Origin of the sequence: Rhodohalobacter sulfatireducens, from assembly GCF_022012475.1 — a bacterium.
Classification (GTDB): Bacteria; Bacteroidota; Rhodothermia; order Balneolales; family Balneolaceae; genus Rhodohalobacter; species Rhodohalobacter sulfatireducens.
On sequence record NZ_JAKLWS010000022.1, the window covers coordinates 41,208 to 67,613 of the forward strand.

General features: G+C 41.9%; 27 protein-coding genes and 1 pseudogene. 5 read left to right on the forward strand and 23 right to left on the reverse strand.

Going from position 1 to position 26,406, the window contains the following annotated elements:
- Window positions 1–298: 298 nt before the first annotated feature.
- Genes L6773_RS14860 through L6773_RS14870 form a run of 3 tightly spaced genes read right to left on the reverse strand, consistent with a single transcriptional unit; the run spans window position 299 to window position 3,016 of the window.
- Window positions 299–760 carry a methyltransferase family protein gene (locus tag L6773_RS14860; RefSeq protein WP_237855231.1) on the reverse strand — a complete coding sequence of 154 codons (462 nt, stop codon included), beginning with the start codon at window positions 758–760 and terminating at the stop codon, window positions 299–301.
- Window positions 757–1,299, reverse strand: coding sequence for a gluconate 2-dehydrogenase subunit 3 family protein (locus L6773_RS14865; RefSeq protein WP_237855232.1), 543 nt, complete (start codon window positions 1,297–1,299; stop codon window positions 757–759). Before L6773_RS14865 ends, L6773_RS14860 begins: the two co-directional genes overlap by 4 nt.
- Before the next feature lie 10 nt (window positions 1,300–1,309).
- Window positions 1,310–3,016 carry a GMC oxidoreductase gene (locus L6773_RS14870; protein ID WP_237855233.1) on the reverse strand — a complete coding sequence of 569 codons (1,707 nt, stop codon included), beginning with the start codon at window positions 3,014–3,016 and terminating at the stop codon, window positions 1,310–1,312.
- Window positions 3,017–3,199: 183 nt separating this feature from the next.
- Between L6773_RS14870 and L6773_RS14875 the strand changes: the two genes are divergently transcribed.
- From L6773_RS14875 to L6773_RS14885, 3 genes are all read left to right on the forward strand, one after another.
- Window positions 3,200–3,622 (forward strand): hypothetical protein, encoded by a 423-nt coding sequence (locus L6773_RS14875; protein WP_237855234.1) that lies wholly within the window; start codon window positions 3,200–3,202, stop codon window positions 3,620–3,622.
- The gene (locus tag L6773_RS14880; RefSeq protein WP_237855235.1) at window positions 3,619–3,816 is read left to right on the forward strand and encodes a helix-turn-helix transcriptional regulator; all 198 of its coding nucleotides are present in this window, start codon (window positions 3,619–3,621) and stop codon (window positions 3,814–3,816) included. The genes L6773_RS14875 and L6773_RS14880 overlap by 4 nt, the downstream gene beginning before the upstream one ends.
- Window positions 3,817–4,001: 185 nt before the next feature.
- On the forward strand, window positions 4,002–4,535 hold the full coding sequence (locus L6773_RS14885; RefSeq protein WP_237855236.1) for a hypothetical protein: 534 nt from the start codon (window positions 4,002–4,004) through the stop codon (window positions 4,533–4,535).
- A 109-nt stretch (window positions 4,536–4,644) separates the two neighbouring features.
- Here the strand turns inward: L6773_RS14885 and L6773_RS14890 are convergent, their stop codons facing one another.
- The 12 genes and pseudogenes from L6773_RS14890 to L6773_RS14935 form a co-directional block, all read right to left on the reverse strand.
- Window positions 4,645–5,937 (reverse strand): c-type cytochrome, encoded by a 1,293-nt coding sequence (locus L6773_RS14890; RefSeq protein ID WP_237855237.1) that lies wholly within the window; start codon window positions 5,935–5,937, stop codon window positions 4,645–4,647.
- 503 nt (window positions 5,938–6,440) lie between these two features.
- The gene (locus L6773_RS14895) at window positions 6,441–6,908 is read right to left on the reverse strand and encodes a hypothetical protein (protein WP_237855238.1); all 468 of its coding nucleotides are present in this window, start codon (window positions 6,906–6,908) and stop codon (window positions 6,441–6,443) included.
- A gap of 106 nt (window positions 6,909–7,014) precedes the next feature.
- Window positions 7,015–7,137, reverse strand: a pseudogene (locus L6773_RS21945) (MarR family transcriptional regulator); the annotation flags it as partial.
- Window positions 7,138–7,425: 288 nt separating this feature from the next.
- The gene (locus L6773_RS14900) at window positions 7,426–7,776 is read right to left on the reverse strand and encodes an alpha/beta fold hydrolase (protein ID WP_237855239.1); all 351 of its coding nucleotides are present in this window, start codon (window positions 7,774–7,776) and stop codon (window positions 7,426–7,428) included.
- Window positions 7,776–8,084 carry an alpha/beta fold hydrolase gene (locus L6773_RS21770; protein WP_369431582.1) on the reverse strand — a complete coding sequence of 103 codons (309 nt, stop codon included), beginning with the start codon at window positions 8,082–8,084 and terminating at the stop codon, window positions 7,776–7,778. Before L6773_RS21770 ends, L6773_RS14900 begins: the two co-directional genes overlap by 1 nt.
- 275 nt (window positions 8,085–8,359) lie before the next feature.
- Window positions 8,360–8,593, reverse strand: a complete 234-nt coding sequence (locus L6773_RS14905) for a hypothetical protein (RefSeq protein ID WP_237855240.1) — start codon at window positions 8,591–8,593, stop codon at window positions 8,360–8,362.
- Between the two features lie 602 nt (window positions 8,594–9,195).
- Complete coding sequence (locus L6773_RS14910) at window positions 9,196–9,522, reverse strand: DUF1801 domain-containing protein (protein WP_237855241.1); 327 nt, start codon at window positions 9,520–9,522, stop codon at window positions 9,196–9,198.
- A gap of 24 nt (window positions 9,523–9,546) precedes the next feature.
- Window positions 9,547–11,202, reverse strand: coding sequence for a GMC family oxidoreductase (locus L6773_RS14915; RefSeq protein WP_237855242.1), 1,656 nt, complete (start codon window positions 11,200–11,202; stop codon window positions 9,547–9,549).
- 14 nt (window positions 11,203–11,216) lie between these two features.
- Window positions 11,217–11,759 (reverse strand): gluconate 2-dehydrogenase subunit 3 family protein, encoded by a 543-nt coding sequence (locus L6773_RS14920; RefSeq protein WP_237855243.1) that lies wholly within the window; start codon window positions 11,757–11,759, stop codon window positions 11,217–11,219.
- A gap of 153 nt (window positions 11,760–11,912) precedes the next feature.
- Complete coding sequence (locus tag L6773_RS14925; protein ID WP_237855244.1) at window positions 11,913–12,692, reverse strand: polysaccharide deacetylase family protein; 780 nt, start codon at window positions 12,690–12,692, stop codon at window positions 11,913–11,915.
- 179 nt (window positions 12,693–12,871) lie between these two features.
- On the reverse strand, window positions 12,872–13,657 hold the full coding sequence (locus L6773_RS14930; protein WP_237855245.1) for a hypothetical protein: 786 nt from the start codon (window positions 13,655–13,657) through the stop codon (window positions 12,872–12,874).
- A gap of 421 nt (window positions 13,658–14,078) precedes the next feature.
- Window positions 14,079–14,510 carry a winged helix-turn-helix transcriptional regulator gene (locus tag L6773_RS14935; RefSeq protein ID WP_237855246.1) on the reverse strand — a complete coding sequence of 144 codons (432 nt, stop codon included), beginning with the start codon at window positions 14,508–14,510 and terminating at the stop codon, window positions 14,079–14,081.
- Window positions 14,511–14,692: 182 nt separating this feature from the next.
- Between L6773_RS14935 and L6773_RS14940 the strand changes: the two genes are divergently transcribed.
- Together L6773_RS14940 and L6773_RS14945 are read left to right on the forward strand one after the other, a co-directional pair.
- On the forward strand, window positions 14,693–15,472 hold the full coding sequence (locus tag L6773_RS14940; protein WP_237855247.1) for a nuclear transport factor 2 family protein: 780 nt from the start codon (window positions 14,693–14,695) through the stop codon (window positions 15,470–15,472).
- A 258-nt stretch (window positions 15,473–15,730) separates the two neighbouring features.
- Window positions 15,731–16,600, forward strand: coding sequence for an SDR family oxidoreductase (locus tag L6773_RS14945; protein ID WP_237855248.1), 870 nt, complete (start codon window positions 15,731–15,733; stop codon window positions 16,598–16,600).
- 385 nt (window positions 16,601–16,985) lie between these two features.
- Here the strand turns inward: L6773_RS14945 and L6773_RS14950 are convergent, their stop codons facing one another.
- The 8 genes from L6773_RS14950 to L6773_RS14980 all read right to left on the reverse strand — a co-directional run bounded on the left by L6773_RS14950 (window position 16,986) and on the right by L6773_RS14980 (window position 26,310).
- Window positions 16,986–17,366: a hypothetical protein gene (locus tag L6773_RS14950; RefSeq protein WP_237855249.1), complete on the reverse strand. Its 381-nt coding sequence runs from the start codon at window positions 17,364–17,366 to the stop codon at window positions 16,986–16,988.
- Window positions 17,367–18,071: 705 nt separating this feature from the next.
- On the reverse strand, window positions 18,072–18,950 hold the full coding sequence (locus tag L6773_RS14955) for an alpha/beta hydrolase family protein (RefSeq protein WP_237855250.1): 879 nt from the start codon (window positions 18,948–18,950) through the stop codon (window positions 18,072–18,074).
- Between the two features lie 190 nt (window positions 18,951–19,140).
- Window positions 19,141–19,356: a hypothetical protein gene (locus L6773_RS14960; RefSeq protein WP_237855251.1), complete on the reverse strand. Its 216-nt coding sequence runs from the start codon at window positions 19,354–19,356 to the stop codon at window positions 19,141–19,143.
- A 111-nt stretch (window positions 19,357–19,467) separates the two neighbouring features.
- Window positions 19,468–19,620, reverse strand: coding sequence for a hypothetical protein (locus tag L6773_RS14965; RefSeq protein ID WP_237855252.1), 153 nt, complete (start codon window positions 19,618–19,620; stop codon window positions 19,468–19,470).
- Window positions 19,621–19,871: 251 nt separating this feature from the next.
- Window positions 19,872–20,081: a thioredoxin domain-containing protein gene (locus L6773_RS21775; protein WP_369431583.1), complete on the reverse strand. Its 210-nt coding sequence runs from the start codon at window positions 20,079–20,081 to the stop codon at window positions 19,872–19,874.
- 98 nt (window positions 20,082–20,179) lie between these two features.
- The gene (locus L6773_RS14970; protein ID WP_237855253.1) at window positions 20,180–20,989 is read right to left on the reverse strand and encodes a T9SS type B sorting domain-containing protein; all 810 of its coding nucleotides are present in this window, start codon (window positions 20,987–20,989) and stop codon (window positions 20,180–20,182) included.
- A gap of 929 nt (window positions 20,990–21,918) precedes the next feature.
- Window positions 21,919–24,282 (reverse strand): penicillin acylase family protein, encoded by a 2,364-nt coding sequence (locus L6773_RS14975; protein ID WP_237855254.1) that lies wholly within the window; start codon window positions 24,280–24,282, stop codon window positions 21,919–21,921.
- A gap of 1,074 nt (window positions 24,283–25,356) precedes the next feature.
- The gene (locus tag L6773_RS14980) at window positions 25,357–26,310 is read right to left on the reverse strand and encodes an alpha/beta hydrolase (RefSeq protein WP_237855255.1); all 954 of its coding nucleotides are present in this window, start codon (window positions 26,308–26,310) and stop codon (window positions 25,357–25,359) included.
- Window positions 26,311–26,406: the final 96 nt, after the last annotated feature.

The following is a 26,406-nucleotide window of genomic DNA, read 5'->3' on the forward strand; positions in this document are numbered from 1 at the left end:
AGCATATATATACGAACAAGCTGCTGCTCTCCATCAAGAACAAGCATAAGCTGGTGATGACACCTCACATCGCGTGGGCAAGTATCGAAGCCAGAACGGAACTGATTGAGGGTGTGAAGTCCAATATTGAAGAGTTTTTGGCCGGTTAATCCAAAAATATCAGCGTTCCTCTGCGCTCACAGCGGTTTTATTTAACCGCGGGGGACGCTGAGTACCGCAGTGAGTTGGACTTTGGTTTTGGATGAACCAGGGGGATGTACACCCCTCGCGACTAAAGTCCCACTCCCCTCGAGGGAGATTACAACCACCGACGAACGGATTGTTTGTACTCAAAAAAATCCTCTCCAAACTTATTTGCCATCACCCGTTCTTCAGGGATGATTTGAAATCGATTCATATACAGGACAAAGCCTATCACCGGTAAAATATTTACTGGGTTTGCGAAGTAGAATAGAATTCCGATCAATACGACCAAAAGCCCGAGATACATTGGATTCCGAGAGAATCGATAAATTCCGGTATCCACAAAAGAAGAGGCCTTTTCCGGTTTGTGAGGATCTACCGTGGTTCTTTGTTTCCAGAACTCATAAACTCCAAGAAGTCCGATGAAAACTCCTACTGAGAAAAGTGAGATTCCCAGCCATTTGAGCTGGCTGCTTGAGTAGTTCAGATCGGGAATACTATCAGAAATCCACCACATAAGAGCTGCAATGATGATAAACTGGAGAGCAGGCGGAATTTTACATTCCAAAAACTTCATGTAGCCCAGGTTTTGCCACCGAGTTCATCCAGTGATTCACATCCCCAATATTCACCCGGAATGGGATCGTATTGCAAAACCTGTGTGGCACCGATCTCGGATGTAAAAAATCCCATCATTGTAGTTTGTTTAAAAAGAAGGAAGAAATCCCGGTTTTCGTCTTGGCTTATAAATTGAGAAACGAATTCAGTCTGCTCCTCAAAACTCAAGTCAGAAAAATCAGACCGGCTCAGTACTTCAAGTGAGTCAATTATCAAATCTCGTTCATCAGGCGGATAGAATCCGTCAACCATCTGATCAATAAATCGTTCTGTTTTTGCATCTTTTGCACCCGGAGTTTCGGTAGTAGGAAGGATCACTTCGGCAAGATCAGCCGCTGATTGAAGTTGATCTTTAGTTAGTGTGGATGGTGTCCATTCATTAGACGTTGACGTATTAGAACAACCGGAGAGAACGGCCGAAATCAATGAACCGCTTAATGTGCAGCCCATGATTGCCGCCGTTCGTTTAATCGCTTCTCTTCTGTTGATTTTATCCATATCAAATATACTATAGGTTACCTTTCTTCAATTCACTCACAGCATAATTACAAGCCCGAGCCGTAAGCGCCATATAGGTCAGTGACGGATTGCCCCAGCCATTAGATACCATGCATGAACCGTCCGTTACGAAAACATTTGGGATATCGTGAATTTGATTCCACCTGTTGAGCACGGACGTTTTGGGATCGTGTCCCATTCGGGCCGTTCCCATCTCGTGAATGCTGAGGCCGGGCGGACTTTCTTCATTATAGATTCCAATATCCCTGAATCCGGATGCCTCCAGCATCTCCGCACTGGATGATTCCATCTCTTTCCTCATTTCAGCTTCATTTTCACCAAATTCCATGTCGATCACTAATTTCGGGAGTCCCCATTGGTCGATGTTTTCATGGTCTAGATAAGCTCTGTTTTCATGTTTTGGAAGACACTCACCGAAGGCTAAAAAGGTCATTTCCCATGGACCCGGAGTAGACTGACGATCTTTATATTCAGCTCCAAAATCCAGCGAATCACCTTGCCCAACGCCTTGTCGTCCGGCCCAGCCGTAGGTTGAGAATCCACGGAGATAGTTGTTTCGATTTGTTTTTTCATCCAGGTTCTGAAATCGGGGAACCAGTACATCCACCGGTCGTCGCCCTTTATAATAACGGTCTTCAAAACCGTCAAACGTTCCGTAAGCGCCCACCTGGAAGTGATTGTCCATCAGGTTGTGTCCCAACTCGCCGCTGCTGTTTGCCAGGCCGTCGGGAAACGTATTTTCAACAGAGTTCAGGAGGATACTTGTAGAGCCAAGCGTGGACGCACACAGGAAAACGATGTCAGCATAATAGTCGATGCTCTCTTTCGTCTCACGATCCACAATTCTCACACCGGATGCTTTTTGATTTTGTTCATCGTAAAGAATAGTGTGAGCGATGGAATTGGGTCGAAGTGTCATATTCCCGCTTGCTTCAGCTGCCGGAAGGGTAGAAGCGTTACTGCTGAAATAGGCACCATATGGACATCCCCGGCGACAAAGATTTCGCGCCATGCATTTCCCGCGTCCGCCATGGGGTTGAGTGATATTTGTTGTCCTGCCAATAGTCAACACGCGATCATCGAAGTTTTGCACTAACTGATCGCGAACATGTTTCTCTAAACAATTCATCTCCCAGGGTGGCAGGAAATTACCATCCGGAATTTGCCAGAGTCCATCCTCGTTTCCACTCACTCCGATAAAATCCTCAACATAATCATACCACGGCTCGATATCCTCATATCGAATGGGCCAGTCGATGCCTACACCATCTTGCTCGTAAACACCCAATTCCAAATTTCCCCGCCGGTAAGACCATCGCCCCCATATGAGAGATCTGCCGCCAACCTGGTAACCCCGTGTCCATAAAAACGGTTTTTCCTGGATGTAGGGATGCTCGGAATCTTTCACAAAGAAGTGTTTACTATCTTGTTTGACTGCATATGAAGTCTGACTTTGAACAGGGTAAATCTGCGTCTTTTCTTCATATGTCAGCTCATTTGCATACGGCAGTTCCCAGGGATGCTTCAACATAGTGGGGTAACCTTCGATATGCTCCACCATTCGTCCCCGTTCGAGAACAAGCGTGTTCAACCCCTTTTCAGAAAGTTCTTTAGCCGCCCATCCGCCGCTGATTCCTGTGCCTACTACAATGGCGTCGAATGTTCTTTGATTTTTGGATAATAGGTTCAGGTTCATGGCAGCATTATTTGATCATAGATAGAAAACTATTTTCTCATCTAATTTAGCAATGATATGACCAGTTTCAAATCACAAAAAGTAAAGTAACCCAAAATATTTGTAAAGAGTACTTGACATTTAGGGTGGATAAGAATATCATATGTAAAGCTTACTTAACATAAAGACAAACAACATAGACGAATGAAAAATCAAAAAACAAAATCGAGTGATTGGCCGGGCCGCACAAAAGAAACAACGGTAAGTCTGGCAAAGTGGACTATATCATGGGTGATAACAGTTGCTATTCCTGCATTTGGGCCTACACTATTTTGGGGGGAGAATACCCTGATAAACCTGTTGGCAATTTTACTGAATATTGGAGTGGGTATCGGCATGATTATGGCTAACATTCGGCACTTGGAAACCCTGGATGAGCTCATGAAAAAAATCCACCTGGATGCGATGGGAATTGCTCTTGGGGCAGCCGTGGTAGGAGGGATTGCTTACTCAATGTTAGACGCAACAAATGTTATTCCTTTTGATGCTGAAATCGGTGGATTGGTTGTTCTAATAAGTCTGACGTACATCGCAACTCTGTTTATAAATGTGAGGAAGTACAAGTGAAGAACCGACTAAAAGTACTTAGGGCAGAACGAGATTGGACCCAGGCCGACCTGGCGGAAGCGTTGGAGGTTTCAAGACAGACGGTAAATGCCATTGAGACGGGAAAATACGACCCCAGTTTACCTTTGGCCTTTAAAATTGCACGGCTTTTTGAGAAGCAGATAGAAGAAATTTTTGAAGATGAACAGGAGTAAAAAGGCAAAAGGCAAAAGGCAAAATGAGATAATGCTTTTGCGTAATCCTAAATCTGATTAGGCATTCACGAACTTTCCATCATCGGGGAATTCCGAATCAAGGATTCAGCGCATGCAGCTTCAGAATGACCGTTTCACGTCTGCCGTTTGCCTTTTCACAATTCGACTAAAAGGAGAAAAACACTATGAAAAAGAAAATTTTAGCATTGATGATCTGTTTGATATCATTCCTGATATCGAACCTTAAAGCACAGCATATAACAGGTGATTGGTACGGAGTTCTGGAAGTGATGGGAACACAAGTAACGCTCGTCTTCCATTTCCAGCAAAGCGACAGCGGATATTCTGGAATTCTCGACAGCCCGGATCAGGGAGCGATGGGCATGCCATTTAATGCCGTAGAATATAACGACAATAAACTCATACTGAGAGAAGCAAATATCGGGGCTTTCTACGAGGGCATACCCGTTGCCGATTCCATCTCCGGAACCTGGAACCAGGGCGGACAGTCCTTTGAACTCAACATGTATCGCGAAAAGGTTGAGAAGAGAACGTATAATCGTCCGCAGGAACCGGAAAAACCCTATCCCTATTACGAAGAGGTTAATTGTCATCTTCTGGTGAATATGCAATCTTTTTCAACTCGGGCTTCCGGGGCAAGAGATTCAACAGCTGCTGCCGTTCTTGCTAGAAAAGGAGAAGAAATATACTTTTCATAGATATCATTAAATACAGGCCATTCCCGGACATTCGCAAGAAATAAGGAACCCCTGTCAACCTGGTCATCAAAGAGCCGTTTCGTTTTGCAATGGAGGAGATAGTATTTCTTTATTCTAACTTTTTATAGACACCCCTCATATAAGCCTGGTAGTAAAAGTCAACCACTTTACCGCTTCCGTCCCTGCTAAAATGAATAGGTGCAAAAAACCTATCTGCAACAAAATCTGATTCACTTACTGGAATAAATTCAAAATCTTCCATGATTAGTTTGTTGTTAGCAATCGTGAATTCAATGGTATCAGCTTCAAATATCTGGTTGACATATCTTCCTGCGTAATCAATGGGAATCATAAAATCATTTTGAAAAGATTGGATCGGTTCTAAATGATTTGCTACTCCCATACCGTGTTCAGTTTCACATATTTCGCAGTAAGTAGGTTCGGCTCCATTTAAAACAAAATGCCTGACAGGTTGAGACTCTTTGAGTGCAAGATAGATATATGTTAAGTCCTCATCGGTCAGGTTTCGATATGATATCCACGGCATTGCGGGGTCTAGAAGACCATTTTTTCCGGTTCTGATTATATCGATGAATCCTTCAGCCGTCCAGTTTCCAATACCGGTAGGATCTGAGCTGATATTAGGACTCGCAATATTTTTATCCTCGTCACCAAATTGTAAGCCGCCTCCAAATACCCCCGGATTTCTTCCATACCATCCTGTATGACACCCATTACAATCAGTTAAAGAGATAAGATATTTGCCGCGGCCGACCGGATCAGAAAAATCCGGATCTTCTAAACCGGTAATATTAGGATGCCAACGTTCTTTCAGATTTTCCTCTAACGCATTTCCAATATTTCGACTTGGTAATTTATTCTTAATGGGTGGTATTGACCTTAAATAAACAATAATGGAAGCGAGGTCTTCATCCGTTAGGTTGCGAAATGATCCAACAGGCATTCCTCCCAAACCCGGTGGGACGAGCCTTCGTCCATCATGTCCAACTCCTTCCCGGATAGCCCTGGATAACATATCATCTGAAAAGGAACCTATTCCGGTTTCTATATCAGGTGTTAGATTCGGAGCATATAGATATGTACTGTCTGTTTCGAACCGAAGTGCTCCGGAAAACTGCTTTTCCATAATTGGAGGCCAACCAACTTGGGTGGTATCTCTTTCTGTATGACAGGTTAAACAGTAAAGTCCTTCGGCAAGATACTTTCCCCGTGTTATACGTTCTGGCGTTACTTCAAACGTAACATCTGTGAGAGGTCTGCTATTAGAAGCTTCAAGAATTGTACTTGTGGTAGTCTGGATTTCAGATTTATCTAAATTCCCAGTACAACTTGTTATCAGAAATACACAAAAAAAAAGAAATATGAGTTTTGTATTGCCCATGTTGTTCCCCGGTTAGTGGTTTTGATTTTATTAACAACAACAAAGGCTCAAGCTGTTCTCTACAATCGAAAAGAGTTGTGAATCGTATTCAATATGGAGAAATCAATAGTTATATCCTAACAAATTGTCTGGTGAGAATTATTCAAGTTCGTCCCAGACCTTCACACGCCTGTTGGATTTCCAGTTTTTCGATTTGAACCAATCATAAAATGAGTTTCTGTAGATAGGTGGTACTCACAGTCTTCATCATCCAGTCCGTGGACGTTGAGAACGAGCCAGCCGCCATCGGATTCGAGAAAATCGTTCCACTTGATCCTCCACCCAGTTATCGATGTTGTCGGGTGCCATAGATCGACAGCAAATACGAAAAGGCTCTGAAGATTTGGGAACGGGATTCAGAGCAGTTTCGCCATTGGATTAAGGGGCATTACCAAACGGGTTCAAGTAACGCTTCGCTTAAAACTTGCGACAGTTGGGGGGAAGATTCAGTAGCCATAACCTTATTACCGATCTGAAATTTCGGCACTCCCAAACTCAGTATCGAAATTTCTGTATGTAAAATAGATGGGTAACATGGCCGCCAATGCTGGCAGATTTGCAAAATATATATTGAAATAAGCCCCCAAATATAAACACATGATCGTATCAATAGTAAACCAAACCGTGAAAGGAATAACAATAGCAAAATATGCCCATTTTTCTTTTTTGGAATAGGCGTATGTGGCTATGAAATATTGCATCAAAAAATAACCGGCACATGTAGCACCCAGCGGTCCTAATAGAAATGTAAAGGTTAAGTCCACCTCTTTTTGGATGCTTTCAAGCCCTAAAAACTGTTCCAAAAATGCAGACTTGTATAGTCCAAAAGGATCAAATTGGCCACTCACTGCCCAATAAATTCCTGCAAAGCTAAAAAAAAGGCTTGCTACCCGGAGATATTTTGTTGCTTTTTTATGGTTCAGAACCATCATCTTAAATTTTGAATTATAACTGGAATTAAAAAAAGGGTAACTGAAATCGAGTACCAAGGAAACTTATATTTTATCGGCAGAGTCGGTACAATTTTGTAAGTTTTTTTCTTTCTCTTTTTACTAATCCCTGTTTCTCTAAACGGTCAACGATTCCGGTTATGGCTCAGGTTGTAAGATTCGTTTTTTCAGCAAATTCACCTGCAGTCAAGGAACCTTCCCGGAAAAGCAAATCAAGGTATTTGTGATCTGTCCCCGAAAGTCCTGCTTTTTTCTTTTTTTTGCCATGTTTGATCGCAGTATCCTGTTCGTTTGTACATTGAATATAATAGTAATAACTGCAATCTTGGATACAACATACAATAGATCTCTACAAAGAAATAACAACTTTGTGCATAAGGTGTATGAAAAACTGCGTTGTTTCTTTAACAAATGTACTTTGGAAACTGAGAATCCAAACTGACAGCCAAAAGCGAGACACGTCCGCTTCATACGTGTGATTTATACCGCCGGCAACTTTTTAGATTTTACACTTTGAAACAAATTGATCTAAGATATCTGCAAGTTGTTGTGGCATACTAATCATAGGTAAATGTCCCGACTCAGTAATATTTACATGCTGAGTATCCAAATTCTTTATCATTTCAACTTGTAGTGATTCAGGAAACTCTTGATCTTCGCTTGATTTTATATAGAGTTTATTTATGGTCGGAATTGGAGCTTTACATTTATCGAAATAAAGATGGATTGATTCTGATACGAATTTATTGGCTACCTTTTCAGATAGGTCTGATGTGAGATCGTTACATAATGAGTTTATTATGACATTTTTTGGAGGTTTTGTACCGGCAATGCGGAGTATAAAATTCATTAATAACCGTTTAAAAAACGGTAAAGTAGAAATAAATGAGCCCCATTTGTAGGAATGGCTGCGCTAATTCCTACAAACCCCACAACCCGATGACCCAATTGATCTGCTAATTTTAGGGCAATAACACCAACGATTGAATGGCCTACCAAGATAACTTGCTGTTTATCCCAGTCACGAATACTGTCAAGAACGTGATTGCAATAATCATTTAACGAAAGTGATTTATTGTCTTCTGAGGTATCATTTCTTCCTGGAAAGTCGATGGCTAAACTTTCAGTTTGAAGATGTTTTTCGGTCTCCTTCCAAATCCAGCTCCATGGATAAGTACGATCCCGATCTCGTTATTCATATTTTATAAGTTTGTTTTATTGTTTCAAGTTATTAAGCGATGCAACGACCCAGCATATACGCTGCTGAACAAAGATTAATGTTAATAAAAATAATCGCTTACCAGTCCACTTGTTTCGCTTCAGATACCACTTTTAAATACTTTTAAAGGGAATCTGTTTTAATACTCAAAGGTTACAAAGTGAATCACTTACTCTTCAAATGTCAGGATATATTTTTTGTCTTCTGGATAATACTATGCTTTTTCAAAATCATCTCCGGTAAAGCTCTTTATGTTTTTATAAGATTTCCATTCTGTCTCGGTTAAAAAGTGACAAATATAACCGTCGAATCTCCTCAAAATCTTAGTAGATACATTTCCATCCATTTTCCGATAACCAGATAATCCAGTTTTCTCGAGGTATTTCAAGTATTCATCGGCAAGTTTAGCTTTCGTGGTACCGTGCCATATACGCGTTATTTTATTCATTAAAACAGATTTAGAATTAGAAAGTTAATTTGATGTTCATCAACACAGCTTTTATTCATTCGTGTTTAATTCATTCAAATATTGTTCAATTAATTCGACGCCTTCATCATGAATGACTGTCGTTCCAATCAAAGGCATTCTTTCACTTTCCCATTTTGATTTTAGTCTCTTTCTAATACTCTTTTTGTTTTTATCTATTCCTGTTTGAGCAAAAGGTATCTCATAATCCAGCTGAAGTGTCGTATAGCCTGCAAAACCGCTTTGAGTATGACAATGAGAACAATTGACGTCGGGATATGCTCTTGCTCTACGTTCTAACGGTATTTTTGTGTCATCTCATTTAGGAAATGTATCTATTTGAGGTAGCTGAGATGTATGGAAAAGGCCCTTATTTTTTAGATGATCAATTTGGTTTACAGGTTCGTTATTAACACGTATGTCAACGTTCATATTTGCTAATTCCGTCCCCAAAGGCACAACTTTATCCGGTGATTGATGACAAGTGGTGCATTCATCTAATGAGGATATCTTATATTTCGTGCTTTTCCTGTTGCCATCGGGCTATAAGAAAAGCTTGACAGGCGTTGGAGGGATTAACCTTATCAATCATGCAGTACAGATTTCAGTAAATCCTTAATGGTTAGTTCTTCGATATCATCCAGTGTATAATATTCCAGGTGCTTCATTGTCTTGCCTGAACCTTTCAGCATCCGTTGTTTTTCCCGGGACAAATCTTTAAGTGAGAAACCAAGGTTTACATGATCTTTGAGCGCTACGATATAAAACTTTCCTCCCGCATAAGCCGGAACGCCCCATTTCATCTCTTCATGAACACTCGGGATTTGCCTGAAAATGATACCCCGGAGCGTCAGGCAGATCTCCTTTTGTGGTGATTTGAGTGCGGAAAAATATCTGTCAGCCGCTTCCATACCATTTGAAAGTAGTGAAGACTATTAAAAACGATTGCCGTGCTGCCACTCTTTTACAATATAATCGGATACCCAGTAGCCTAATGCCATAATGGTTAGAACCGGGTTAAATCCTCCGTTTGTTACATGCAAACTGCCGTCAGCTATGAAAAGATTGTCAACCCCGTGAACCTGACCGTATTTGTTGGTTACGGATGTTTGAGGATCATCTCCCATACGGCACGTACCGGCCTGGTGCTGACTGCCACTGACCCCTTTGCCCGGAATGCTCTTCCAGGTTTCAACGGCACCGGCTGCCTGCAGCCATTTTTCCGCTTTATCGGCGATAAACTCTGCTGTTTGTATATCCTCATCCAGTTTATAACCCGAAATTTTTGCAACGGGAATTCCCCAGTGGTCACGAACTTCCCTGCTAACCTGTACTCTGGACTCATAATTTGGCATCTCCTGGACCGGTCCCCGAATACTGGCATTTCGCCTGTAGTATCTCTTCTGAAAATCTTTATGCTCTTGCCCCCAGCGAGCGCTTCCGGGAGGCCGGTAACCTGAACTGTAAGCATAGGGAAGTTTAATAAATTCATTCGCAAGCATGGCACCACCCACGTACCCTTCATTGTGGTGATTAAAATCACAGATTGCTACACTTGCTCCGGGTCCTTCCCCGGTATAGACTTCATGTTCAAATAGTCCGTCAGCCCCGCAATATGCATGCCCCTGGAGATTGCGCCCGACCCAGTCGTACCGGTTTCCGATACCGTTTGGAAAATGCTTCGATGTAGAGTTGAGCATCAAACGGGGCGTTTCTGTTGCTGATGCGGCAAGCACAATGATATCCGCCGGTTGAATTTGTTTTTGGTCATTTTCATCGAAATAGGAGACACCGGTCAGCCTGCCTTGATCATTGGTGAGGAGTTCTGCAACTTTACAGTGTATTTTCAATTCGCAGTTTCCGGTTTCAATGGCAGTTGGAATCACGGTGTTTTGTGTTCCGTTTTTGGCGTCAACCGGGCAGGCAAATCCCACACATTGACGAACGTGCGCACACACTCTTCGGCCATTATATGGAACTGAGTTTCGAAGCATCGGTATGGAAAATGGATGATATCCTAAATCTTTGGCAGCCGATTCAAGAATTCTTGCTTCCCTGTTGTGATGGAATGCAGGCATCGGATGAGGCTTTCTTCTCCAGGGTGCATACGGATTGATGGAATCATCTCCCGCCACCCCGATTTCCCACTCTGCCTTTTCATAATAGGGTTCAAGGTCTTCATAAGAGATGGGCCAGTCTTCAAGTGTTGATCCTTCAACAGTTCCATACGTTGATTTCATTTTGAAATCCTCCTCCATAAACCGCCATGCCATGGCACCGTAGCAGACAGTACCGGAACCTACACAGGCAGCATTGTTTTGATAATCCCACTCATTCGGGAGTACAACCCTTTCGTTTCCCTGAAGATCCCGGTAGACTCTTCGATAGCGCTCATTATCCGGGCCAAAAGCACAAGCAAGCGGAAAACTTCTTTGGGCGGTCAGTTCATCGTTTCCATGATCTTCATGTGTCACCAATCCACCGCGTTCAAAGAGTACAACCGACAGTCCCGCTTCACTCAATTCTTTGGCAGCTACCCCACCACCGGCACCGGCGCCAACTACAACAGCATTTACACGTTTCTTTTCCATGAACTGTCCCTCTTTTAAAATCTTATCATTCGGTAGCTTACATAGTTATTGTTGCCACCATGTTTGGGACTTCCATAAAAGCCCATCAAGCATTGATCTCTCATTTTTGCAAAAAAATGTGACGGTATAAATGGCTCCCAAATTTCTTCTGCCGTAGAATGATCATAAAATCCACGTTCTAACTTCTTGAGATATTCGATTCGGGCATCCCGGTCAAGTGTTAGAAAGTGCTTTTTATATTCTTTCAAAGGAGTCCGGTTTAGTGCAGGAAGGCAGGTTTTGTATAGATCCCGGTCTTCAGTTAGATATCCGTTTCTACTGATCTGCTGATCGATGAAATTGGTGACACCCGCTTCTTTACCACCGGCAAAATCATCAGGCGGGACCATACAGTCTGCTAACAGATCCATGATATCGGCTTCTTCTCTTGTAAGTACATCGTAGCTTTGAGAAGATAACCCCGGTATCCCCACGATCCAGGCACCACCCGTCCAGATAGCAGATATTTTTAGAAATGTTCGGCGGGAAACATTATTCAGCAGATCATCAGGTGTCATCTATTCTCTTGTTTTTTACTGTTTTTAATCCCTAAGATCTCTCAAGATTTATTTGGATCTATAACAGTAACATACTTTTTAAGTATGAAAATTAGATGTACAACTGATGCATGAAAAAAAATATGGAAATGAAAATGAGATAAAATTGCTTTCTCAGGAGGCTGTTCTTTTCAAAACTTCACCGGCCGGCAGGATCTCCAGTTTTTCCACCTGAACCAAACGTGCAATCAGGTTTTCGAGATAAGTTGTACTCATCGGTCCCCAGCCTTCGTCATCCAGCCCATGAACATTAAGCACGAGCCATCCACCATCAGTTTTCAGAAAATCATTCACCTGCTGTTCCACCCAATGATCGATGTTACCAGGTCCCATGGACTGGCAGCCGATTAGGAATGGCTCCGAAGAACTTGGTATTACATTCAGCGCAGTTTCCCCACTCGATCGAAGTGCACGGACTTTTGTAAGTGTAAACTGTTCCAGTTCCGGCGTTGACGAATTAAAGGGGTAATTGAACACAGCACGGGATGCATCAAATCCATCCAGATGTTCTTCAAAATAATCCAGGCATCGAACAATGAGTTCCTTCGCTTCATCCAACGGCTGATTAGCCAGGTTCAGATGTTGCCAGCTATGGGGCATAATTTCATGCCCGCGGCCCTGGAGGGCATTCCAGTCATCAAAATTTCCCATCAGTTCGGGAAGAATCCACTCATCCACTTTTTGAAAGGAGGGGAGATGCCCTGACGCAATAATATTCAGGCAGGCACTCAGGCCGTGCTCATCATAAATATCAGCAATTTTGTAGAATGATTTTTTGAAACCGTCGTCAAAGCTGAGGGTGAAGATATGTGTTTTTTTGGTTTGAATACATGCATTCAAACCGAGTCCCACCGTTCCGAGAAGTGATGTTTTGAGAAAAGATCGTCGTTTCATAAGCTTAATGTATGAAAAGATATTCAGGCAAATTAAGAATCATTAAAGAAGAAGATTCACAACTGACACTTCGTTTAAGACTTGCACCAGGTGGGAGTTTTAGTATAATGAGTCTTGTAACTGTACATAGCAAAGGCCTCCAAATGGAGGCCTTTTGAAAAGAGTAATTTTTTTGGTGATTAATTATCCATATCTGCACTAACCACAGTCACTATTTGATAAATATTACTGATACGTCGGTTGATCTCCAGTTCTTCAATTTGATCGAGGCCTTCATCAGGGAAAACAGTACCCTCAGCCCAGGTGGGAGCCAGAGCATCCTTCAATGTTGAATACAGATCGTATGATATTGTAGTAGCTTTGATATCAGGCCCGGAAGGGGATAAAATGACAGCATTTCCCCACCCTTTTTGAGGTGTTTTATTCTCGTTCATCGAACTCTCAATAAAGGAGCCCCAATGCTCAATTTCCAAATCGATCAATGCTCCAGGAGAATTGGTATCGTGAAAAATCATGTTCACATAGTTAATATCTTCATCTGGATTCACACCATCAGCCTCTACGTAATATTGGTTTCTTACAAACATTGTATGCATAACTTTGCTCATTGAAAAGGTATCCATACTTTCATAGGGCACATCCGGAAATAATGCTGAAGGATCCCAAATGCCACCTGTGGCATCGATATCATTAAACGTATTAATGAAGAGTACATTAGGAGAGTTTGGAATATCGAAGCCGCCAACTTTTACCAGGACTGCCCAAAATTGAAGGTTACCATCTTCAACAGCTTTTTCAGCTACTTTCTCCCAGTATGTAGTTTCACGATGCATAAACTGGGACATATCTTCATTAGATACGTGACGAAATTGATAGATACTTATTGGTTGTGCCAATACAGGTAAGCATAAGCCCAACATGAGTACGTACAAAACTGCTGATACCAGACATTTTATAGATTTCATAATTCTATCCCTTTTTTTTATTTGAGTTAAAGGAGGTGAGCCAAGTAGATGTTTAACAAGAGAATAGCATTTTCAGTATAGATAATATTAATGAATAAACCTAGATAATATACTATCACCATTATTTTTAAGCTGCAATAGAATTGATAGAAGTACGAGATTGGTTTGAGAAAAGAACTTCCTTTAAAGTCTGAGAATGGATAACGAAAGATTTACAGGTCAGGCAGTTTTTATCGATTCAATTGATTTTACCTTGTATCGCTGCATACCGGCAGCAGTAGCAACATCCATAAATTCTAAAGGCTGCTCTGAAGTCCCATTGCCAATAATGAAATACCGTTTCCCAAAAGAATCGGGAGAATCGTAATGATCAGTTCATCAATCAATTTTTTCAAGAGATTGCTGAATTTTTTACCGGCGCCTACTCAATAGTAGCCAGTTTCTTCCTGTAATTTTTCTCCAATGCGTGTGCAAAAGCTGCTTTGTCATTTCGCAATAATTCCATTTTTTCGCCATCAACAATGCCTGGATGGATATCTCTGAGGTAACGATCGCTCCAGGTTGCAAGCTCTACAAGTACCGGTATCAATGCCAAACCCTTATCAGTTAAAAGATAGAGATTAGACTTTTTGTTATCCGGCCGTTTTGTTTTGAGGATGATTCCCAGTTCCTCCAGGAGTTTGAGCCTGTCCGATAGAATATTGGTGGCAATGGCTTCTTCACTTTCCGTAAAGTCTTTAAAGGTTTCTTTGCCTTCGATTAGCATCTGCTTTACGATAACCAACATCCATTTATCGCCTAAAATGTCGACGGCTGAGGTAAATGGGCAATCACATCTGAAATCCTGGGACATTTTTTAACATTTTATTAAATATTACTTGCAAAATGCAAGTTATTCACTATTTTAACTTGCAAAACAAAAGTAAAAACTTTCAAGCATGAAACAAACCGGTAAAAATCTTCTGATTACAGGTTTAATCGCTTGCTGTAGTACAAAGAATACCAAACAACATCCAACAATCTAAAATGTCAACAATGAGTAAAAAAGAAACTGTGAGCACCTTCCTGGGTGCTGTTATTCAAAATGATCCAGCCACAATGCGTGAATTGGCAAATGACAATTACATCCAGCACAATCCATTTATCCCGACAGGACTGGAACCATTCATTCAAATGCTGCCTGTTCTACAAGAAAATGGTACCACTGCCGAAAACATCAGGATGTTCCGGGATGGCAATTATGTGTTTATGCATAACATCTGGAGAAACGCCAAACCTTTTGGGGCAGATGAGATGGTCTCCTTTGATATTATCCGATTAGACGATAACGGCAAAGTAGCTGAGCATTGGGATGCCATGACCCCTTTTGTAAATGAAACCGCAAACGGAAGGACGCAGACGGATGGTCCTGTCGAATCAACTGACCTTGATAAAACCGAAGAAAACAAGGCACTTGCAAAGTCTCTGGTGGAAGATATTCTGATGGGGAAAAACCCAGATAAGATTACCGACTATATCAGTTCGGAGCACTACCACCAGCATAATCCCGATATAAAAGACGGATTAGCGGGTATCACAGAAACAGTGGAATACCTTATGGCTCAAAACAACATGTTCAGGTACACCAAAATCCATAAAGTATTGGGTGAGGGAAACTTTGTTCTTACGATAAGCGAGGGCCAATGGAACGGTACTACTAATGCCTTTTACGATCTATTTCGTATGGAAAATGGCAAAGCCGTGGAGCATTGGGATGTGATTCAGCCTGTGCCTACCGAAGGTTTAGCGAATGACAACGGAATGTTCGGATTCTAATAATTTCAGGCAACTATAAGAAAATTGATCATGACTGAACATTCAATTTCTACGCTAGCTCTCGCAATGTGTATGGCACCCGGTATTCTTCACTCCGTGGAAGTCGCCTATCCTTTCTTAGTTAAACATTCTAAAGTATCCAGAAATGGCAGAAATGTCGGTATCGTATTTTCTGCATTCTGGCTCGTTGCATCGGCACTTAATTATCTGGCGTTTTCATACGCCTCAATTTAAATTTTAGACTTAGAAAAATTCAAAATGAAAAATATAATCATCACAGGAAGCAGCAGCGGATTCGGCTTAAAAGCTGCGAAAGATTTTGCCGACAGATACAACAGAGTATTCGCCACGATGCGTAATCCTGATGGCAAGAATGCAGAAAAAAAAGCAGAACTGGAAGCATACTCAGAACACATTTGCGTAGTGGATATGGATGTGACAAGCGATGATTCTGTTACAGCAGCCATGGACACAATCCTGGCGGAAGCAGGGAGTATCGACGTTCTCATCAACAATGCCGGGATCATGTATATCGGTATTACCGAAGCGTATAGTGTTGAACAGTCACGTTTTCAAATGGAAACCAACTATTTTGGTGCGATTAGAACCATGCAGGCGGTGTTGCCTTCTATGCGTAATGCCGGATCAGGCCTGATTATCAATACAAGTTCCCTTGTGGGGCGTGTTACCGGACCGTTTTTTAGTACGTATGCCGCAACCAAACATGCACTCGAAGCCTATAGCCAGGGGCTCCGATACGAGTTATCTCCCTTTGGAATTGATGTAGTTTTGGTTGAACCGGGTCCATTTGGCACAGGCTTATTGGCGTCAGGCAAAGCTCCTGAACATAGCATTGTATTGGAGTCATATGGTGACCTGGCAGGTGTTCCATCAGCCATGGGCGAGGAGTTTGATAAAATGCTTAAAAGCGATGATGCGCCCGATCCGCAGTGGGTTGTAGATGCCTATTTGAAATTAGCAGAACTGCCTGCGGGTGAGCGTCCGACAAGAACCGTAGTGGGTATGACTTGGGGCGTTGATGAAATCAACGAATTAACCCAACCAATTCAGGATAAGATACTCAAAGAGATGCAACTCGATTCAGTTTTGGGGGGAAGTTCAGTTTAATCATTGAAGCTTCGGTTCATTTTTAAAAATCACAAGGGTTTTGACTCTTGTGATTTTTTTTAAGACGGTTTTGTAAGATGTCGTTATTTAAAATGACTACAACGATATGCATAACCGTTTGCGTTAGATGAGAATCTAATATCAATTGCTAATCCGGGCGAATTCCTATTTTGTGGAGATCTTGCGGCTGAGTTCAAAGCAGCTGCAAATCGTATGGGTCTTAATGCTAACTTTGCTGCATCTGTTTTCTGATTTTAGAGAAATAAAAAAACAGCGGGTGTTCGTATGACAATTATGAACTGTTTGATCTAAAAATCGTTTACAGATTTTAGGAATTAATAATGAAGATAATTAAAAAGTCTTCTGTTTCTTTTGGAGATGTCAACTAGGACTGCCAAAGCAAGCCAATCGAGGTTGAAATACATAGAAAAATAAAAATCCAAAACACAATTGGGGCAGCACCACCCTTAAACTTTACGCCGCCTATTTCAAACTCTATTGGCCCCGTTGAAATTCTTAAAACCAGGGTGAGAAACAACGCTCCTAACCCTGCCATGGGCAATCCTATTACAACAGGGAACTGTTCTCTAATAAGTGTTTTCCAAAATTCACCTTCGGTCTCATGAACTGTTGTTAACTTGATAAGTGAGAATACTCCGAAACCAAATAGTATAACTACAGTAATCCAGCTAAAAAACGTTTGTAGTTTTTCATTCTGCACGTCTTTTGCAACCGGTTCAGCACCACCTCTTTCATCTTTTGACATACGATTCCCACCAATTTTATTTTAGGTACTTTATCATGATTCTGCTATATACGAAGGCAATAACCAGTATAATATATTTTAGACAAAGTATATTACTATGAATAATTAGGCTTGCACTAACGCCACGGGATAAGCGGTTCGGAGATTGTTAACCCAACTTAAAACCCAAAATTGTAATTGCAGGGGGGGAAGAGCCGAAACCAGGTGATTTCGAATCCGATTGATGGCGTTGTTTTTATCGACGCAAATCTATACTTCCATCCGTTTTGCTAATAAAACCGCTAACATTGGTTATGTAAACGCAACATTTCATCTACAAAGAAAAAATGGAGCGTTTATAAGGCCTATCGTTCTATTGAGTAGATTCAAATCTAATCTACTTTAGAGTAAATTTCTTTATTGAGCCAATACGTCGTCATCTCTAATCCCGTACCAAGAGGAACAGCAGGCTTTCAGCCTGCCGACAGGAATTGGTTCTTCCACCCAGGGTGAGGCCCTGGGTTGTGATGTTTCAGGCTGAAAGCTGAAAGCCTGAGACAGACTCTACGTCTTCTGATTCTAAAAAAATGTTTAGGACAGATATGATAATAATCAGCTGTTTTTCATGGCTCTTAGGCAGCCTGTTCAATTTTTGCAAAACATTTTCAGTGGTATTTTTTGAATTGCTTTTCCGCTTTCAGAAATCATCATGGCTGATACATTTTACTACATTGTTTTTTCTAAAACCTCAATGATGTGTGACTTCAATTTACCGGCTTTTAAAAAGGTGGTTACATGACTTGCCTCCAGAACTTTGATATTATCTGTCTGGTAGGATTTTCGTTGCCTTGCATATTGAATATACTGGTCGTACCGACCAAGCAACGGAAATACGTTATCATCCTTAATTTTTTGAAAATCCTCCTCAAAATTGAGTATGTCCCGGATTTTACCAGGATTTTCCCGGGCAATCCGTCCGCCCATTTTCCGGTATACTGAATCGGTAAACAGATGATCCAGCGCAGCTCCGGCCAAAAGGGGTACATAAGCATCCGCTGAATTGAAATAGGAGCGATGCAAATTGGTGACCCAGCCACCCAGGCTTATGCCCGAAACCAAAACGGGAGATGCCTCTTCTTCTTTCAAAAGGCTGATGATAGCTTCAATCAGTTTGACTGAAACGCTGAGCATGCCAACAAAATGTGACAGGTGACTTATTTTTTTCTGGTAATCCTTTAACGACTTGTTATGAAAAGCAGCTCTTATTGCAATTAAATTGGCATCAATGGGTTCTTTGGAATCCATGAAAATGCTTTTAAAACTGTTTTTGGCAAACCGGCTGAAGTCATAGGGCCGTTCGTTGTTGCCATGATGGTAGATGATGGTGGGATAACTTTTCCCTTTCCATTGCGCAACATAAAAGGCCGGATCCAACTTTCCGATTGTGGTATTAGTTTCAACTTCATGAATGCCTTCTTCAAGGGAAGCTACCGACACTTCAGTATCTTCCATAAATTCCTTAAAATCGGGACTATCGATGCTTGCCGAAAAGAATTTGTGTTTGCCCAGTGTAGCCGAGGCGATACCTGCTGTTAGTTTATCCAATAAAATATGTCTATTCAAAACTGTGAAGTTTTATAAATGACATGATTATTTCTTTCGTCCAATGAAAATAACCAGAACAAGAGCACACCAAAAATAAAGGTTGAACTCATTGTCTCCCAAAAATATATTACTCTCACATCAGCCGGCATATAAGAATTGGGGATAATGTGAGGAATGTTCATAGGAAAGCTTACAAATAACCAAACCTAAAATAAAGCAATTCATAAACAATGACCACAACTACAAGTTTGCTCAACCACTCGCTGCTGCTCATCCCGGGAGTCCATTGTATGCGAATTCTTTTCTCCGTATTTCTTTTATCAAAGAGTAAAACGGCAGCCGGTACTCCAACAAGAGCTACGGCTCCCCATACAATGAACTGAGATGTGATAAAATTAAGCGGCATTTGCATAACCGGAACACTCCCTGCTCTCCACTTTTTGCCCAAAGGAGTAAGGAAGAAAATGGCTTCTATCTGCCCGACCGATTACTGTCTGAACCCCATAAAAAGTGAGTATTAAACCAGTATGAGTTGTAACCTGCTTCCCCTGGTGTTTTTAATAACAAGTCCGATCACCATTGCATAAACTGTAGTGACTGTAAACTCCATAAGCATTATGGTTCCTTCATCCTGTGCGATGTTTTCTTCTGCGGAAAGCGGCCGGATCATACTGATGATGGAAACCACCAGTATCGCAGCCGAGATGAAGAGCGTTTTTAAAAGTAAAAATCAATACATTCTTCAGTTTCATATACCTGTATTTAAATATTGTTTTTTTTTACCGAATGTGCTGAAAATAACCCGATATTGTCAGTTGTTTTGATTCTATGCTATCCTCCTTTCTTCATCCAATATTCCGGATTTTCAGTGTAATAAAATTATTTTTGAGCTGTATTTTTCATGGCTTTAAGGCATCCTATTCAATTTTTGCAAAACATTTTCAATGGTATTTTTGGGGTCACTCCACTGATTTTTTTAACCACTTTGCCACTGTCAAAAATCAGGATGGTCGGCACATTTTGTATATTGTATTTTTCGCCAATCTCATGGCATTTATTCGATAGTTCGACAAAATGAAATGTTTTACACCACTTTTTTTGAAGTGCTGAAAGCGAACCCCCGAGGATAATTGCCGATCCACGCCCAGCAGTTTGGTGGCGCCTTTTTCGCCGCTAATGCGCCAGCTTGCAGCTTACAGTGTTTTTAAAGATGAAAAATTCTGTTTTAGTTAATTGAGATGAATAATTATCTCTTCAACAATTCTTTTGGCCGTTGTTAATTTTGAAATATCAGAGTATACGTTGCCATTTTCTCCGTTTGTACTGCTGTGGCCAATCATTTCTAATGAATATTTCTGTTCATTATCTGTCAAATTAATCTTTTTAGCATAGATGACTGCAGGTTGGCCGCTTCCCCATCTTCCTCCTCCATAATATTCACTGTCAGGATCAAGATTCTTGTGATAATATTCATTAAAGTCACCGGAATGATTAATTTCTGCCTTTATGAAAACCTCATTTCTTTTAGCTTCAATTTTACTGGATAATATAAAGCTCTTCTTAGGAGTCGGTGAAGTTATCGCATCTGCTATTGGATTATCTCTGGTAGGCAAATATAAACCATCGTCATATTTTATTCCTCTTTGGTGAGACCAATGGGGTAGTGATTCAGGACGTCTAATCTCTTCTTTCGGAGTAGGATCACTTGGAGCTTTTTTCCAATCCTGTTTAGCAACTCCTTGTGTGACATATAAGGTTTCTAAATACTTACCATCTAAATCCTCAATCCAAATTGCAATTTGTGGTTGATTGGTAACTCTTATAAAGGGCAACCAATTAATGATTTTTAGTTTGTGATCCCATTCTTCTCCCTCTGTAACTTTAATTTCTATTTCTTGTCCATCAAAATTATTTTTTGTAGCAATTTTTAAATTGTTTGATGTTTTACAGGTTGCCATAGTTGCACAAACAATGATCAAAATTGACAAGTACTTAAAATTCATGCTTTTCTCTCCTTTTAATATTTTTTTGCTGCTCATAAAAAAGCCTCTTGATTTATTGATTTTAACAAAATCTAACTTCTCCCCGGTTACCTGCTATTACGCTCTATAGAAAGTTGCCAATTTGCATTAAGATTCTTTTTGAACGGGTTTTCACTCGTAAGGCAACGTAAAACTGATATTTACACGGTAACCGACAATTTGGTTTCGCAAGTCGTTGAATCACATCTCCAAAGGGACAAGAGTACGGATCACGCAGTCACTTTGGTCAACTATAGCTGAATGTGATCCATCATTGGTATAACACCAATGCCATTCATGTTATCTTTGCTTCGTAATGAAGTTTAAATCATGTATTTTTTTTAAACTATTGAGAATAAAATGAAGAAGTCAAATCTGAAATTAAAATACGAACCTCAGCTAACACTGAAGGATTTTGTCAAGTCTTTGATGCTAGTATAGTCCAATAATAGTTTGGCGGTTAAACGGCGGTATGATCAACTATCCAAGCTCCCAAACCGCAAAATCGTCCGTTTGAGCCGCCGGTTGTGTACCTTTTCTAATCAGGCAGATGCTTTACGGCTTCTTTGATAGTATCCAATCTTCGGATCCCGACGGCTGTCGGGGTAGGTTCTCTACATTTTCACAAAATTCATCTTCGGAAACGCACTCAACAAACCGCTGGTTACGCTCAATGCCTTCTAAATATCCTAAAGACAGACATCAGGCTTTATTTTGGTCATAGCACAGGTTCTTCATTCCTGTGGATATCCTCCTTCAAGACTGTCCTGATTGTTCGTTCAATAAACCTGTTCGAGTACTGTTCATTGATTGTAAGGGTACCATTCCACTAAACCATCTGAGGTTCAAACACCAGCAAGTGATGTCGGCACAAAGTTTAGTTCATGGTATGCCAACTCTATGATTCAAAATCGCGGTTTCACAATAATCAACTGTCAAAATGATCGCTATTGATTCATTTCAGGTTGAAGAATCAGAGTATATTGTTCTTCCCTTTCCTCTGGATTCAACTTAATTCGCTCACCACGCACCCACATCTCCGTGAAGTTATTATAATAGGGTGACTTGAAGTGGCCAGACGAACCCCCACCCGTCATAAAAAGAGAACTATCCAGATTGGACAAATCATAAATCCCTTGATAGGCCGAATTAAATGCTGCTTGTGAGAAATAAGGTGCTTTGGCCAGACTCACTGCATTTAAAAAGAGGGATTCCGGTCCACCCGGCATGACCACTTCCCTCGAAAACATATTGTCGAGTAAGGGCAACCCTGCAAATCCGAGATGTGGAAGCTTCATCCGATGGGTCGCTCCCCAGGTCCAGTCATCCATAGTTTGTCCAAATGCTTTTTCCAGTTCAAGCCGTGCATCTGTCAGTGATTTCTGAAGAAGCGTTTCGCAAGATTCCACGTTCTCCGTTGATGTGTCATCACACCAATCGGATCGTTCGCCACTCAGCGCTCTGATAAGCGCCAGGTAATTTCGGTCGCGCCACCGGTCCGAAATATCGGCCACTTCATCCGCGATGAGGCGGCGGCTGAGCATCTCTGTCCAGGTCAGGAAAATTGTGGGTGCGGCACTATTGAGGCCAAAACGGTAGTCCCATCCACGCAGGGTGTCGGACAGGGCGGCGTCGGAGGCATCAGCAGGCTCGACATTTAATAGCAGAGGAATGAGATCACGTGCAACGGGGGAGAGGTCATCTTGCTGCATCGCCCGGAACGTTTCTATATTGTGAACTTTGCGATTATCGAGCTCCTCGTGGATGCGCAGGGTTCTCCAAGGCAGTGCCCCGGAATCACTCAGGTAGTGTGGGTAGTGATCGCCTATTATGCGCTGATTGGCCGTAACGATGCGGCCACTCCGTGGATTGACGACACGGGGATTCTCTTCGTATGGCAGATAGCTCCAATCGTTGTCATCGTCTGGCGCGAGGTCTACGAAGCGCGCGTGTTGCTCCGGCCGCTGCGGAATCCGGGCAGCGGCCACATAGCCGATAGCACCTGATGTATCGGCAAACGAAATATTCATGGGCGGAAACGTAAGGGCTTCACTTGCGCTGATGCCCTCCTCAACCGTAGAGGCACTCATGATGCGAAGTGGCGCCAATGGAAAACCGCTCTCGTGGTCGAAGGTAAGATCACGAAACTCCTCAACTACATTGTTCAGATTTGTAAAGGGGGTTACTTCTGGTCGCTGCGGACGTATGCGCCCGTAAGGTGTAGACCGAATCGTATCTACGACGTCTGAACCAAAGCGTACCTGTATTGTGTCTACTCGTTGAATAAAGCTCTCCCAGGGGGCATCCGGGTTTCGACGGTATCGGTTGGGATCTTCAGGATGAACCTCGAGAAGGGCTAGGTCAGCGGGATCGATAGAGGCGGTCGTTGCTCCCCAGGAGATCGATCCATTATGGCCGACGACTATTCCAGGCAGTCCGGGCATGGATCCTCCGGCAGCAATACGGTCTCCCACACGATGATGCTGAAGCTGCCATGTTCCGGGCAAGGTTTGAGCAAGTTGGGGGTCGTTGGCCATGAGCGGGAGGCCGCTTTCCGTATGCTCGCCTGAAATTGTCCAGCTATTTGAAAAGGATCGCTCTTTAACCGGCATGGTAGATTGCATTACTTGAGACCCGTCCGAATCTTCAATGATGGTGCGGGTGGGCAGGTCACTCGAATCGAAGATGTCATAAATAGCAGAATCAGCTCCGACAGCGGTAATTCGTGCACGGGTCAGTTCCGGGCCTCCGCCAGCGACCTGAAGGTAAACCTGGTAGGAGATGTGAAATGCATCTTGAGGTTGCCACGGCTCTGGATGGACGTGTAAGATCTTCATCTCCGGCGGGCGGCGGTAGGCCGGACTCTCCAACCAGGCGTTCACCCCTGCTGCATAGGCTTTGAGCAAGATTTTCTCTTCGTCCGGTACGGCAGACCAGGAACGATCAGCATGAGCCGGCCAGTCAAACCAGCGTGCTGCGCGATCCGCAGAAAGAGTAACGGCGCCCAACCATTCTGAGAGCCTGCCCTGGCTGGTACGCCGGGTGATCTCCATCTGCCAGAAACGGTCCTGCGCATGCACGAAACCCTGCGCGAAGTAGAGGTCTCGCTCGGTGGTTGCCTCGATGTACGGAATGCCGTGCTCGTCGCGCACGATCTCGACGGGGCCGTCGAGGCCCTCGGCGGTAAGTGTGCCATTCCACTCTGGCAGCCCGCTGCTGGCACGCCAGTAGGTGATGCCGGCATATGAAGCTATCAGGATTACAAGGATCAGGAGTGTGGACAATGTCCAAAGTAGAATACGCTTAATCATTATACTGTCTCTTTCAGTTATGATTCAGATTGTATTAGTAATTCAGTATTAAAAAACCAACAGATATCGATAATTCGACTTTCAGAAACCCCTGGTGTACATGATGGGCGTATATAAGTCCCTCGGATAGCTCGTCAAAAAAAGACTTTCAACTCAAATGAATCAAATTGGCCCACTCTGCCAACGTAGGTTCCATTTTGCTTTGCCAATAGAGATTCTGAATTGAACCTGATAGTAAAACTTTGGACGATCAGAGTAGAAACTATAGGTCAGCACCCTAATTTGCATATTGAGTGCAGCCGATCTTGCTGCCCTTTCAAACGGGTTTAGCAAGAGACTGAGAACGACCAAAACTCTATCGCTCAAATAGTCTGCCTTTCTTAATGAGGCTTTATTAGTCTGTTTGCGAAACTAAATTATGTTTCGATATCACATTTAATTAAAAAATTAAAAAAATACAAGAAAAATGTATTAAAACAGCATATCTCTGATAATTCATTTAATTAAAGTTAAGTCCTCATTCAGTGATGATCTCACATCCTCAAGAATTGTTTAAATACAGAGCACAATCACTAGAATATTATAGAAGTCAAAAAACAAAACCGAAACTAAGCGTAATTATGATAGAGATAATGCAACAGGCCTGCCTCCAAGTCTCAAGAGTGATGCCGCGAGTTCTTTTTCAGAAATTCATAGAGGACTGCGGATTTCTTAGAACCGACGTTTGAAGAAAAAGCATAGATCGATATTCGACTGAATATCAGTAATCTCGAAAAAAAATAATCAGGAAAAGGGTTTGAACTCAGGAACAAGTTGCACGGCAATCGGCTCCAGCCAATCAAGCATAGCCAATATAGATAGCCAATATAGAAGGAGGCGATCCTGAAATATCGTTGAATTTAATGATAACAGCTCCTCTCAAACTTGGAGGTCAAAAAAACAGATAGGAAAATTATTAGAAGATGACTTGGAACTGGTCTGATTGAAAAGGTACCTAACGGCAGTGTTCACCCGCGTCGCCTCTACTATTTGCAATTATGACTATCGTTCTCGGCATTGGGTGGTAGAAGTTGGTTATATTCGGCAGCCATCATTACGTCTGGGTTGAAGACCATTTTTTATAAAGTTGATGCACTCGATCTCCAACTGCTGTAAACCGGGGGATTCAACGGGGAAATGACCGGCATTTTCAAGAATTTTGATTCTCTTTGGAGCTTTTATTTTATCGAAAAAAAGTTTACTTATTTCTACTGGCGTCCATCGATCGTCTTCAGGATGAACCAATAATACAGGACATAAAGAGAACTCATCCGGCTCCATAAGTGGCACAGAGTTTATCATTGTCAGCAGGAAGAATATTGGAACGCTGCTGCCAGAACCAACTTTGTCCTTCAACAGTATTTTCAGGATCCTCTTGTCGTTAACGATTGTTCTCATATTTGCGACTTCTTTAACAGCAATATTCATTCTTTTCTGTACAAATATGGGAAGAAAACTTAGCAATTTAATACCGATCCGGGATTGAAATTTGTTTTTTGCAGAATAATCTCTAACTATCTGGTACCTGTTATCCAATATGTTGGTAATAATCAATCCAGCCACTTCTTTTACATTGCAAACAACATTATAAGAAAGCATTCCACCGGCGCTGAGCCCAAATACATAGACTTTTTTTCCTTTTTCAATTTCTCTGTTTACCACGAATGAGCCAACATCAATCCACATACCATAATCTATAGTGCCAGGAATATTTGTATAACCATAACCGGGAAGGTCTGGACATAGAACATTAAACCCAGCTTTAACCAATGGAACCGCGATAAAAGAGAGCAGTCTCCCATTGCCCCCTACACCATGGAAAATGACGATGGAAACATCAGAGTTTATCTTCGGTTTATATTCATCATACCGAATTTGACCGCCATTGAACATTATTGTTTTTTCTTCAGGTTGGCAGTCAGCTGAGATTCTGTTGTGCTCCGGAAGGAACGGCTGAATTTGTTTCCAATAAATATTCTCCTTAAACATATTCGATCCACTGTTGTTATTGAATTATAACTTCGGGATAAGCAGCACAATGCACTCTCCGGGTTATTGATAAATTAAATAGTAGCCCGAATCTTT